The following is a 12,182-nucleotide window of genomic DNA, read 5'->3' as shown; positions in this document are numbered from 1 at the left end:
GCAGCGATGAGGGTGGTGCCAGCACACCGGACGACGCAGCGCACCACGCGAGCAACGCGAGAGTGCGTGCGCTTGCACGGGAGTCGTCATGCCCAAGGCGGAATCACGGCGAATCGCCGGGGCAGCCGGGCGAGGTGCGGTTGGAGCGCTGACGAACGGCGCAGCACGGAACTCCGCCGCCAACGGGACGTTCAGACAGGATCAGGGATCCGACTGCAACAGCGTGTACGTGTGGGGCTGCCAGAACCCACCGCGCTCCGTCCCCGGGGCGGCGCCGACGGCGACGAGCACGAACCCCCGGCCGTCCGCGATGCTGGTCGCCTCCACGTCGCTGTTCGCCAGGATCTCGCGCATCGGCACCGAGGCCATCGTCGTGCCCTCGACGGGGTCGTAGGCCTGGACGGCGACGTCCTCGGGCGCGCCGAGATCGGCCCGCGCCAGCCCGGTGAACGGCGGGGAGGGCGAGATCGCCCCGTACGAGAGCTCCTGCGCGAGGATCACCCCGCTCACCGACGAGCGCTCTGGGGTGAGGTGAACGTCGATGACCGGGGTCGCCGCGCTCGCGTGCGCGACCTGCAGCCCGATCCTGTCGAAGCGTGTCCGCCGCGACATGGCGACCGCGACGAGGCCGGCGGTCGGCGTGTCGATCGTGTAAGCGTCGCCGCAGGCCTGCTTCTCCAGGGCGTGGGTGTGCCCCTCGCCGCCGAGGCAGCCGGTGGCGACGAGGAGCAGGCTCTTCTCCTCGGCGAACACAGGCGCCGGCACGACGGGGAGCGCCACGGCCACGACCGGGGGAGAGGCCTCGGCGGCGAGCGCGAGGATCTCGGCGCAGTCGAGCCCCTCGATCGCGCCGAGATCGCCGGCGATCACGTGAGGGCCCACGCTCGCCCCCTCGGGGATCACCGCGCCGAGCGGCTCGACCACCTGGGCCCGGGCGAACTCGAGGCCCTCGCCGGCGCCCGGCCAGGGGTCGACGCCGGCGCCGGTGCCGTCGGGGTACGCGAGGAAGCAGAAGCGGACCGCGTCGCGGTCGGCGACGCCGTTCACCACGGTGAGCCTCGTCGGCCCCGGCGGATCGACGACGTCGCCGCCGCCCGCGCCGGAGGTGGCGGCGCTGCTCGAGGTCGCCCCCGAGCCGGCGCCGGCGCCCGACGTGCTCGCCGCGGCCGGCGGATCTCGGCCGAGGAGGTCATGGTCCTGCGTGCAGCCGGCCGCAGCGGCGAGCGGGATCCCCGCGAGGCAGGCCCAGCCGATCGGACGAACGCGGTGCAGCACGCTGCGAGCTTACCGTGCTAGGCGGGGTCGATGCGGGTCCATCTCACCGCGACAGCCGCCGCCGCCGTCCGCCGTGGCCACCCGTGGGTGTACCGAGACGGTATCGCGGGCGGCGGCGAGAACGCCGTCCAGCGCGGGGAGCGCCGGCGCGGAGAGCGCGCGCCCCGCGCCGCCGGCGCGGCGGCCACGGGCGACGTTGTCGAGCTGTCGGCCGAGGGCGCGCCGTTCCTCGGGCGGGGGCTCTGGGACGCGGAGTCGGCGATCGCCGTCCGCGTCTTCCAGCGCACGCAGGCGCCGCCGCTCGACGAGCGCGCCCTCGCGGAGCGGATCGAGCGCGCCTTCGCGCTGCGCGACGGCTGGTTCGCCGGACGCGACACGACGGCCTACCGCCTGTGCAACGGCGAGGGGGACCGCGTGCCGTCGCTCGTCATCGACAGGTACGACCGCGCCGCGGTGGTCCGCCTCGACGGCGAGATGCTGGCGCCGTGGCTCGATCGGCTGCTCCCGCACCTGGCGCGCGCGCTGGGCGCCCGCGGGGTGCGCTCGATCGGCCTGCGCGCGCGCGCGCCGTCGTCGGCGAGCGGGGACGCGGAGGGGAAGAAGCTCGCGCACCTGCACGGACCGCCGCTGCCGGATCGCCTGTTCGTGAGGGAGATGGGGGTCGCGATGGAGGTCGACCTCGCGCGCGGGCAGAAGACGGGGGCGTTCCTCGACCAGCGCGACAACCGCGCCCGCGTGCGCGCGCTCGCGGCCGGGCGCCGGCGCGTCCTGAACCTGTTCAGCTACGCGGGGGGCTTCTCGGTGGCCGCGGCGCTCGGCGGCGCAGGCCGGGTCACCTCCGTGGACTCGGCGTCGGCCGCGCACGCGTCGGCGCAGCGCACCTTCCGGGAGAACGGCGTCGATCCGGCGGCGCACGAGTTCGTGACGGCGGACGCGTTCGACTTCCTCGAGAAGGCCCGCGCGCGCGGCGACCGGTACGATCTCATCATCTGCGATCCGCCGAGCTTCGCGCCGAGCGAGCGCGCCAGGCCGCGGGCGCTCGGCGCCTACCGGCGACTGCACACGGCGGTCGCGCGCGTGCTCGATCGCGGCGGCCTGCTGTGCGCGGCGTCGTGCTCGAGCCACATCACGGCGGAGGACTTCCTGGCCACGCTGGACGACGCGACCCTGGAGCGGGACGACCTGCGGGTCCGAGCGATCCACGGGCAGCCGGAGGACCACCCGACGCTGCCGGCGTGGTGGGAGGGGCGTTACCTCAAGTTCGTGGTGCTGGAGTAGCGAGGAGCGGCGACGGGAGAGGAGCGCGGCGGCCGCGGGCGATCACGTCTCGCCGTCGGGATCCACACCCAGCTCTCGCAGCCGCGCGGCGAGCCGCTGCGCGCGGGTTTCCGCGTCCTCGGCGCGCTTGCGCTCGCTCTCGGCGCGCCTGCTCTCGCTCTCGGCGCGCTTGCGCTCGCTCTCGGCGCGCCTGCTCTCGCTCTCGGCGCGCTCCGCGCCGGTGGGCAGGACGACGCCGTCCTCCCGGCGCCATCGCAGCCACGGGCCGCCCATCCCCTCGAACTCGCCGTCCCATTCTACCAGGCCGAGCCCGAGGGTCTCGAACCAGGGCTGAATCGGCACATACAGATCGCCACGCAGCTCGAAGGCGTGCAGCGCCGCCTGCCCGAGGTGCCTGGCCGGGTCATAGACCACGTAATAAGGGATGCGCATCGCCGCATAGCCGCGGCGCTTCTTGCCGAGCTCCTCGCCCTCGCGGTTCGACACGACCTCGACGACGAGCTCGGGCGGCTTGCCGAACTCCCAGAAGAGATAGGTCCGGTTCTCCTTCGCCCACCGGGGCTCAGCCGGCACGACATCCACGCTGAGGAAGAAGTCCGGGACGAGCGGCGGGCGCCTCACGGACGCGAACAGCCCCACGTTCGCCGCTGCGAGGAACGGGCGAGGCTCTCCGCTCGCCTCCGAGGGCGGCCCGGCCCAGCTCGCGTACAGGCTCTCCGTCAGCAGACGCTGCTGCTTCTCCGAAGGCAGGTTGTCCACCGGCGTGTCGTCCTCCACGACGAGCCCGGAGATGTCGGGCCGCTCGACCACCGGAATCGCGAGTTCCATCGATGCCGTTGCCCCGGACATGTCGCGATCATGACGTGCTTTGCGGGGGCGTCAACGCATCCCGGGGGCGCCTCGGCGCCGGGCGACTCGCCCTGCGCGTGGCGGACGACGAGACGCTCGCTTGCGGACACGTGCGCGCTCTCGTTCACCTCACCGCGGCGCGCCGCCCCAGCAGGAACGCCGCCAGCGCCTCCGCCTTGGGCACGAGCGTCTTCACCTCGATGAGCTCGTCCTTCGTGTGGAAGCCGCTCCCCCGCGGCCCCAGGCCGTCGATCGACGGGATCCCGATGTCCGCCGTCGAGCTCGCGTCGGACCCGCCGCCGATGAGCGGCGCCTCGGCGTCGCCGAGCCCCGCCGCCCGCGCGCACGCCGCGTACTCCCGGTAGAGCGCGGCGCTCGCCTCGGTCCGCACGAGCGGCGACCGCGCGATCTCGCACGCGACGCGCACGGCGGTGCCGGGCACCTCGACGGACGCCTCGTGCGCGGCCGCGGAGAGCGCCGCCATGATCGCCTCGCCGTCCGCGCGGCTCACGAAGCGGAAGTCGACCCCCGCCTCCGCCGCGTCGGGCACCGTGTTCCTGCCGTGCCCGCCGCTCACCATGCCGACGTTGACCGTCACCCCCCGCCCGTAATCGGTGAGCCGCTGCGCCCAGTCGATGAAGCGCGCGAGCGCCCAGATCGCGTTCGCGCCCTGCTGGTGGGCGTTGCCGGCGTGCGCCGCCTTGCCCGTGGCCCTCACCATGGCGTTCCCCGTGCCCCGGCGCGCGGTGATGATCCTGTCCCCCTCGCGCCCTGCCTCGAACACGAGCGCGCACGACGCCTCCGCGAGCTCGCGCTGGAGCAGCGGGCGCCCCTCCGGCGACCCGACCTCCTCGTCCGACACGATCGCGAGCCGCACCGGGATCTCGGGCAGCGCGCCGATCTTCTCGAGCGCCCGGAGCGCCTCGATCGCGACCACGATCCCGCCCTTCATGTCGAGCACGCCGGGCCCGCGCGCGAGCTCCCCGTCCAGGCGGAAGCCCTCGAAGGTCCCCGGCGGGAACACCGTGTCGAGGTGCCCGACCAGGGCGACGTGGCCCGCCGGCGACGCCTTCGCCGCCTCGCTCTCCACCACCCAGTGCGCCGCGAAGCGCGCGCTGGCGAGCCGCCGCACGCAGAGGCCGGGGATCGTCGAGAGCTCGTTGGCGATGACCTCGCCCACCGCGTCGCCGCCGCGCGGGTTGTCCGTGAACGAGTTGAGGTTCACCAGCCGCTCGAGGAGCGCGAGCATCGGCTCCGTGCGACCGGAGAGCGCCTGTCGGAGGGCCTGCATCACCGCGCCAGCATGCCACGGAACCCCGGGCGCCGCCGCGCCCCGGCGCCCAGGGTTCCGCCTGGCCACCGCGCTCCCGCGGGCCGCCGGCCGGCGATCGGCAGGTCGCGCGCGCGAGGCGCGGCCGGCGACCTCTGCCCTGGCCGCGGCAGAAGTGGTACGTGTCCGCGCATGCAACGTTCCAGAGCAGCGCGGAGGCGCCCGTGACAGCGTCGGAAGGACCGCTCGTTATCAAGCTCGGCGGCGAGGTCGTGGGCAGCCCCGCCCTCGCCGTCCTCGCCGGCGACCTCGCCGCGCTCAGCCGCGCGGGCACGCGCGCGATCGTCGTCCACGGCGGCGGCGCGCAGGCCACCCGGCTGCAGGAGCGGCTCGGCATCCCCGTCCGGCAGGTCGCGGGCCAGCGCGTCACCGACGCCGACACGCTCGACGTCATGAAGATGGTCGTCGCCGGCAAGCTCAACGTCGACCTGTGCGCCGCGCTCCTCGCCGCGGGCGCGCGGCCCGTCGGGCTCCACGGCGCCAGCGGGCCAGCCCTCACGGCCGTCAAGCGGCCGCCGAAGGTCCACGCGAGCGTGGGGCCCGATCCGGTGGACCTCGGCCTCGTCGGCGACATCACCGGCGTCGACCGCGCGCTGCTCGAGCTGCTCGGGCGCGGCGGCTACCTGCCCGTGCTCGCCTGCCTCGGCGCGGGCGCGGACGGGCAGGTCTACAACATCAACGCCGACACAGTCGCCAACCGGGTCGCCGTCGAGCTCGGCGCCGCCGGGCTCTTCCTCGTGAGCGACGTGCCCGGCGTGCTGCGCGACGTCGCCGATCCCGCCTCGCGCATCCCGAGCCTCACGGTCGCCGAGGGGCGCGCCCTCATCGCGAGCGGCGCCGTCACGCGCGGGATGATCCCGAAGCTCGAGGAGTCGTTCGCCGCGCTGGCAGAGGGCGTCCGCCGCATCCACATCCTCGGCCGCCTGCGCCCGGGCGATCTCGCGCGCGAGGCGAGCGCGCCGGGATCCATCGGCACCGTGCTCGTCCCCTGAGCGGCGCGGCCGGCCTCGCCCGGGCCGGCCGCGCGCCGTATGCTCCTCGCCTCACGCATGCTCCTCGCCTCCTCGATGATGGATGCCGTCCGGGCAGCGCTGTCGTTCGCGCTGGAGCACCGCGAGCAGATCGCGATCGGCGCCGGGGTAGCCCTCGTCAGCTTCGTCGGGGGCACGGCGCTCGTCGCGTTCGTGCTCGTCCGGATGCCCGAGGACTACCTGGTAAAGCAGGAGGACGAGCCCTTCCTGCCGGGGCGCCCGGCCTGGATGCGCGTGTCGGCGCGCATCGGAAAGAACCTGCTCGGCGTCCTCGCGGTGGCGCTCGGGGTCATGCTCTCGCTGCCCGGCGTCCCGGGCCCGGGCGCGCTGGTGATCCTGATCGGCGTGATGCTCCTCGACATTCCCGGCAAGCGGCGCATGGAGCGGCGGTTCCTCGGGACGCCGAAGATGCGCGCCTTCGCCGATCGCGTGCGCGCCCGCTTCGGCCGCCCGCCGCTGCGCGCTCAGGCGGACTCGCGCCGCTCGTCGCCCAGCCGGGGCTGAGCGCCCGCCTCGCCTGACGCGCGCGGCGCGCCCGCGGCGCCCTGCGCCTGCGCCGCCGGGCCCCCGGGCGAGGCCCCGCGGCGCAGCCGGAGGTGCCACACGAAGAGCGCCGCGGCGATCGTGAGCGCGAGCCCCGCCGAGACCCACTCGCGCGGCGCAAGCAGGGTGCAGCCGGCCACGAAGGCGCAGGTCGCGAGCGTGAGGCGCTCTTCCGCGTCGGGCATCCAGGGCACCTCGTGTGCTCGTTACCTCCCCGCGCCGCGCGCATCAAGCGCCCCGCGCGGTCCGCGCCCTTCGCCGCCGGCCGGCGCCCGCTCGCCGCGCCCCTGGTCGCCTCGTGCGGCGCCAGCGCGGTTGCGGTAGGTAGGAACCACAGCGGCGAGCGCTCTGCTCGCGCAGGATCGATCTCGACGCCTTATGAACGCAAACGACGATCGCGACGAGAGCGAGCTCGAGGGCGCGCTCCGGAAAGAGGACCCCACCGAGCGCCGCGGCGCCGGCGGGAAGGCCGCCGCCGCGAAGGGCTCCGGCGCGCGCGAGGAAGCGCCGGCGGACGACCGCGCTGCGGCCGGGGACGACGACGCGCAGGACGCCGCGGCCGGGGACGACGACGCGGAGGAGGCCGACGAGGCGCCCGCCCCGCGCCCGCCCGGGCCGTCGATGTGGGACATCCTCCGGGACAGCTTCTTCACGTTCGACCGCCGGACGCTCGGCTTCACGCGCATCCTGCTCGGCTTCTTCCTCATCGGCGACCTGTTCCGACGCTCGTGGGCGTGGAGCGACATGTTCGCGGACATCGGCGTCCTGCCGAACCACGTGAACCTCTGGCGCCCGCAGGGCAGCGGCAACTTCTCGCTCGTCAACGCCTTCTCGACGCCGGGCGAGCTCTGGGTCCTCTGGGTCGTGATCTTCGCGACCTACGTCTGCCTGCTCATCGGCTGGAAGACGAAGCTCATGCAGGTGCTCTCGCTCGTGTTCGTCACGAGCATGAACGGGCGCGTGCTGCTCATCGAGAACGGCGGCTACGTCGTCCACAACCTGCTCCTGCTCTGGACGTGCTTCCTGCCGATGGGCGATCGCTTCTCGCTCGACGCGCTCCTCGCCTCGATGAAGCGGAGCCGCGAGCGGACCGCCGCCGATCTGAACGACCGCACCACGATCGACGACCCGCTCAAGCCGGACAGTTACGTCACCGTCCTCGGGCCCGTCCTGCTGATCCAGATCGCGGCGATCTACTTCTTCAACGTGGTGCACAAGACCGGCCCCGCCTGGAAGAACGGGACCGCGATCCACTACGTGCTCTACGTCGACCGGATGGTGACGCCCATCGTGGCGGACATCCGCGACTACGCGCCGAACTTCATCATCCTGTTCATGACCAAGATGGTGATCGCCTTCGAAGCGGCCATCCCTGTGTGCCTCCTGGCGCCGGTCGGCCGCGCCTGGGCGCGCCGGCTCACGATGGTGATGATGAACGTGCTCCACATCGGCTTCGGCATGACGTTCGTGCTGGGGCCGTTCGCGTGGGCGCTCTGCGTGATGTCGACGCTCTTGTTCGGCCGCGAGGACTGGGAGATCGCCGCGCGCACGATGCGGCGCGTGCACCGGGCCCGGGTCGTGCTCTACGACCCGCGCTCGCCGGGCGCCGTCCTCGCCTGCCGCGTCCTGAAGCGGATGGACCGGTTCGGGCTGCTCACCTTCGAGGCGTCGAGCTCCGCGGCGCACGGGCTGTCGGTGCGGCGCCCCGACGGCGCGCTGGCCGCGGGCGCCGACGCGCTCGCGGACATCGTCGCGGCGATCCCGCTCGGCCCCGCGGTGGCGTGGGCGATCCGCCTGCCGGGCGTGCGCGGCGCGGTGACGGCGGCGATGGCGGCGGCGCACCGCCGCAGCCTGGGCCGGGCGCTCGGCGCGCGGATCCCGGAGCGCTCGGAGGTCGCGCCCCCGCCGGCGCCGCTCCGGCTCTGGGGCCGCACGGCGCTCGGCGCGCTGCGCGAGATCGGCGTCCTCGTGATGTTCGTCGGCGCGGTCAACCAGGCGGCTGTCGAGCTCTGGGTCATCAAGAACCGCTGGAAGGTGCCGCACCCCGAGCCGACGCGGGTCCTCGCGCAGAAGCTCCGGTTCCTCCAGGGCTGGTTCATGTTCTCCCCCAACCCGGTGATGGACGACGGGACGATCGTCGTCGATGCGGTCACGGTCGACGGCCGCCACGTCAACCCGTTCACGGGCGAGCCGCCGAACTTCGACCTCCTGCACGCGAAGAGCTTCGCGTACACCCAGATCTGGTGCGACTACTTCGCGCGCATCAAGCTGCCGGCCAACACCGCGTACCGCGACGCGATGAAGGAGTACATGTACCGCTACCCCGAGCGGACGGGCCGGCCCGAGGACGCGATCGTCTCCGGCGACGTGTACTGGGTGAAGGACTGGAACCCGAAGTGGGGCAGCACGCAGAGCTACGGGGAGGAGCGCGAGAAGCTCTTCTCCTTCTACAACCCGAAGGCGCAGGCGCGCGCGCAGGCCGAGCCGGCGCAGGCGCCCGAGAGCCCGGCGAACTAGCAGCACCTCGCCAGCCGACGTCGCCCTCGTTGCGCGGCGAGAGGCCTTCCGAGCTGCCCGGCCCGGGGAGACGTCGCGCGGCGCGGGGGCCCCGCCGAGCTCGCAGCTCCAGGGCGGGCGCGACAGACAAGACAGGCACGAAACACGCGGAACAGCCGGGGGCGGACGGAAAATGCGATCTGCGCTTGACAGGGCCGCCCCGGCGAGTAGAGTCCGCGCTCTCGAAAGCGAGGGCCTGTAGCTCAGTTGGGAGAGCGCTAGAATCGCACTCTAGAGGTCGCAGGTTCGATCCCTGTCAGGTCCACCCTCGAAGTTGCTCACGTCTCTTTCTTAACAGTTCGTCTTCTTTATCTCTTCACAGGTCGACGCTGGGCGACGGCGGGCGTGAGCTCGCCGCGAAGCGAGCCTGTCCGTGAAACGCGTTCGAGCTCTGCGTTGAGCTCACGCTGACTGTGTCGTCGGTCCGGTACGCGGCCTGCCATGGCCGCAGCGCGGAGAGGCGCTGCCTGCCGCAAGCGTTCCTCGCCTCGATCTCGGCTCCTGCCGCGCCCTGATGCGCGGCGGAGGGAGCCATCCGGGAGGGGCGCGGGCACGGTGGGCGGCCAACCGACGTGCCCGCGCCTGCGTGCTCAGTCGTCGAGCGGCTCGAAATCGGCCTTCGTCGCGCCGCAGTCGGGGCAAATCCAGGTGTCGGGCAGGTGCTCGAACAGCGTCCCCGGCGCGATGCCGGTGTCGGGGTCACCGAGCGCCGGGTCGTAGATGAATCCGCAGACGATGCACCGATATTTCTTCATCCGTCGTTCTCCTGAAGGGCCTGGCGAGCCGCGAGCGACGCTACCACAAGGGCGGACGCCGCCGCGGGCGAACCTGCCCGCGCCACCGCGCCCGCCGCGCCCCCGCGACGCCCCGCTCGCCGGCGCGCCGTGAGGTCAGCCGCGGCCGCGCCGGCGCGCCTCAGGGCGGCGCCGTCGCGCCGCGCACGGCGAGCTGCTTCTTGCGCAGCGCGCGCGCGATCGGCCAGTAGGCCAGCCGGAGGAGCCAGCGCGGGCACAGGACGCCGAGGTACACGACGAACCACGCCACCAGCCCGGGCACCACGAGCGCGCGACCCCGGTCCACCGCGCGGACGAGAGAGCGCGCGCAGCGCTCCGGGGAGATCGACAGGAGCGCGGGCGGCTCGAGGCCCGTGAAGTTCCCGGCCACCTCGTTGAACTCGGTCTGCACCGGGCCCGGACAGACCTGCGTCACCCGCACGCCGGTGCCGGCGAGGTCGATGCGCAGCGCTTCGGTAAAGCTCGTGACGAAGTGCTTCGTGCCGATGTACGAGGCCATCCCCGGCCCGAACGTGAGCCCGAAGCCGGAGCTCACGTTCGCGATCGCGCCGCGCCCGCGCGACACCATCGGGACGACGAGCCGGTGCGTGAGGTACGCGAGGCTCGTCACGTTCAGCGCGATCATCTGCTCGGTGCGCGACCACTCGGAGAGGTCGAACACGCCGACGTCGCCGAAGCCGGCGTTGTTGACGAGCACGTCGACCTGCCCGACCTCGGCCGCGACGGCGCGGAGCAGCGCGTCGACCGCCGCCCGATCGGTGACGTCGCAGCCGAAGACGAGCACGGTGAGCTCCGGCCGCGCCGCGGCGAGCTCGGCGCGCAGCGCGTCCAGGCGATCCTTGCGGCGCGCCACCAGCACGAGCGCCCGGGCGCGGCGGGCGACCTCGTGCGCCACCGCGCGACCGATGCCGGACGACGCGCCGGTGATGAGGACGACCCCGCTGTCGATCGGCGACTCCACGGCCGCAAGGGTTGCCCAGCCGCCCCCGTGCGCGCAAGGGGCCCCTCATCGCACCGCCGCCTCCACCCTCTGGCCGTCACGCGGCGCGCGCCGCGCGCCGCCCGTCTCACATCACCCCGCCCGCCTCGCCGCGCAAAGATCGAGAAAACAAGGCGAGACGGGAGAGCGCACCTCGGGGTAGATAGGCGCTCAGGAGGCATCTCAGCCTCCATGGCGCTACCTTCAAGACCAAGAGTTGCAACCCCCCGGTAACACGCATCACCCGATCAGACGCCCCCCGCGAGGCCGCCGTACAGCGCGCCTGATAGCCGACGGCCCCGGCGGCGGATGGCGGCGGAGCGGCCGCGGCGCGCGTTGACGTTCAGGGCGGCTACTTCTACCGTGGACCGCGTCCTCACGAGCCAGGAGACATCATGCGTTGGCCCTCTTCTCTCATCAGTGTGCTCCTCGTCGCCGCCGGGCTGGGCGCGTGCGACCGGCAGGCGGATTACGAGTATCAGCCCCCCGCTGCATCGACCACGGGCAAGCCCGCCGCGCCGGGCGCGGGCGAGACGAAGCCGCTCGTCTTCAACCCGGACGACGTCAAGTCCTTCAAGGTCCTGCCCGCGAAGTTCGACTACGAGAAGAACCCGATCACCGATGAGAAGGTGACCCTGGGGCGGATGCTGTGGTACGAGGCGCGCCTCTCGAAGAACCACGATATCTCCTGCAACTCGTGTCATGACCTCTCGTCGTACGGGGTCGACAACAAGCAGTTTTCGTCGGGTCACAAGGGCCAGCTCGGCGGCCGCAACTCGCCCTCCGCGTACAACGCGGGCCACCACGTCGCCCAGTTCTGGGACGGCCGCGCGGCCACGCTCGAGGACCAGGCCAAGGGGCCTATCCTGAACCCCGTCGAGATGGCCATGCCGGACGAGAAGCGGGTCATCGCGACGCTCAAGTCGATCCCCGAGTACGTGAACCTCTTCAAGACCGCGTTCCCCGAGGACAAGGACCCGATCACCTACGACAACATGGCCAAGGCGATCGGCGCGTTCGAGCGCGGCCTTGTCACGCCGTCGCGCTTCGACAAGTACCTCGGCGGCGACGACAAGGCCCTCACCGCCGAGGAGAAGGTCGGGTTCCACAAGTTCATCTCGCTCGGCTGCCCGACCTGCCACACGGGCGTCGCCGTCGGCGGCTCGACGTTCCAGAAGCTCGGCCTCGTGAAGGAGTTCACCGGCCTCAAGGACTTCGGGCGCTTCGATCACACGAAGGACGAGAAGGACAAGTTCTTCTTCCGCGTCCCGAGCCTCAGGAACGTCGAGAAGACCTTCCCCTACTTCCACGACGGCTCGATCGCGACGCTCGACGACACCGTGACCAAGATGGCGTGGCACCAGCTCGGCGTGGAGGCCAAGCCGGACGAGGTGAAGGCCGTCGTCGCGTTCCTCAAGGCGCTCACCGGCGACCTCCCGACCGAGTACATCAAGAAGCCCGAGCTGCCCCCGAGCACGCCGACAACGCCCAAGGCCGACCCCACGTGAGCTGATCCGATTGCGCCAGGAGGGCGGATCGGGTCTGCT

11 protein-coding genes and 1 tRNA gene are annotated in these 12,182 nt (G+C 72.9%); 6 read left to right on the top strand and 6 right to left on the bottom strand.

The features are described from left to right. Nucleotides 1-201: 201 nt before the first annotated feature. The gene (locus WMF42_RS01960; RefSeq protein WP_437689918.1) at nucleotides 202-1,275 is read right to left on the bottom strand and encodes a hypothetical protein; all 1,074 of its coding nucleotides are present in this window, start codon (nucleotides 1,273-1,275) and stop codon (nucleotides 202-204) included. A gap of 30 nt (nucleotides 1,276-1,305) precedes the next feature. Here WMF42_RS01960 and WMF42_RS01955 point away from each other — a divergent pair, with 30 nt between their 5' ends. Next, nucleotides 1,306-2,553, top strand: a complete 1,248-nt coding sequence (locus WMF42_RS01955; protein ID WP_437689917.1) for a class I SAM-dependent rRNA methyltransferase — start codon at nucleotides 1,306-1,308, stop codon at nucleotides 2,551-2,553. Nucleotides 2,554-2,595: 42 nt separating this feature from the next. Here the strand turns inward: WMF42_RS01955 and WMF42_RS01950 are convergent, their stop codons facing one another. Further along, nucleotides 2,596-3,381 carry a Uma2 family endonuclease gene (locus tag WMF42_RS01950; protein WP_437689916.1) on the bottom strand — a complete coding sequence of 262 codons (786 nt, stop codon included), beginning with the start codon at nucleotides 3,379-3,381 and terminating at the stop codon, nucleotides 2,596-2,598. A 145-nt stretch (nucleotides 3,382-3,526) separates the two neighbouring features. Next, nucleotides 3,527-4,693: a M20/M25/M40 family metallo-hydrolase gene (locus tag WMF42_RS01945; RefSeq protein WP_437689915.1), complete on the bottom strand. Its 1,167-nt coding sequence runs from the start codon at nucleotides 4,691-4,693 to the stop codon at nucleotides 3,527-3,529. Nucleotides 4,694-4,896: 203 nt separating this feature from the next. Between WMF42_RS01945 and argB the strand changes: the two genes are divergently transcribed. Together argB and WMF42_RS01935 are read left to right on the top strand one after the other, a co-directional pair. After that, entirely contained in the window at nucleotides 4,897-5,724 is an 828-nt protein-coding gene (gene argB / locus WMF42_RS01940; RefSeq protein ID WP_061608378.1) for an acetylglutamate kinase, read from the top strand. A gap of 57 nt (nucleotides 5,725-5,781) precedes the next feature. Next, nucleotides 5,782-6,267, top strand: coding sequence for a hypothetical protein (locus tag WMF42_RS01935; RefSeq protein WP_061608377.1), 486 nt, complete (start codon nucleotides 5,782-5,784; stop codon nucleotides 6,265-6,267). Here the strand turns inward: WMF42_RS01935 and WMF42_RS01930 are convergent. Next, nucleotides 6,228-6,491, bottom strand: a complete 264-nt coding sequence (locus tag WMF42_RS01930) for a hypothetical protein (RefSeq protein ID WP_434045228.1) — start codon at nucleotides 6,489-6,491, stop codon at nucleotides 6,228-6,230. The two genes, WMF42_RS01935 and WMF42_RS01930, sit on opposite strands and share 40 nt — an antisense overlap. A 193-nt stretch (nucleotides 6,492-6,684) precedes the next feature. Between WMF42_RS01930 and WMF42_RS01925 the strand changes: the two genes are divergently transcribed. Continuing rightward, entirely contained in the window at nucleotides 6,685-8,823 is a 2,139-nt protein-coding gene (locus WMF42_RS01925; protein WP_061612944.1) for an HTTM domain-containing protein, read from the top strand. A 231-nt stretch (nucleotides 8,824-9,054) separates the two neighbouring features. Next, a tRNA-Ala gene (locus tag WMF42_RS01920) sits at nucleotides 9,055-9,127 on the top strand. Between the two features lie 325 nt (nucleotides 9,128-9,452). Here WMF42_RS01920 and rd read toward each other — a convergent pair. Both rd and WMF42_RS01910 read right to left on the bottom strand, forming a co-directional pair. Beyond that, nucleotides 9,453-9,617: a rubredoxin gene (gene rd / locus WMF42_RS01915; protein WP_434045226.1), complete on the bottom strand. Its 165-nt coding sequence runs from the start codon at nucleotides 9,615-9,617 to the stop codon at nucleotides 9,453-9,455. 160 nt (nucleotides 9,618-9,777) lie between these two features. Beyond that, a complete protein-coding gene (locus WMF42_RS01910) occupies nucleotides 9,778-10,617 on the bottom strand; it encodes an SDR family NAD(P)-dependent oxidoreductase (protein ID WP_437689914.1) in 840 nt (279 codons plus the stop codon). A 413-nt stretch (nucleotides 10,618-11,030) separates the two neighbouring features. Here WMF42_RS01910 and WMF42_RS01905 point away from each other — a divergent pair, with 413 nt between their 5' ends. Continuing rightward, on the top strand, nucleotides 11,031-12,143 hold the full coding sequence (locus tag WMF42_RS01905; protein WP_061611374.1) for a cytochrome-c peroxidase: 1,113 nt from the start codon (nucleotides 11,031-11,033) through the stop codon (nucleotides 12,141-12,143). Nucleotides 12,144-12,182 lie beyond the last annotated feature (39 nt).

The organism is Sorangium sp. So ce176 (assembly GCF_051519835.1).
Taxonomy (GTDB): Bacteria; Myxococcota_A; Polyangia; order Polyangiales; family Polyangiaceae; genus Sorangium; species Sorangium cellulosum_G.
The sequence above is the reverse complement of the archived record's forward strand: the minus strand, read 5'-3'. Positions and strand labels throughout refer to the sequence as shown.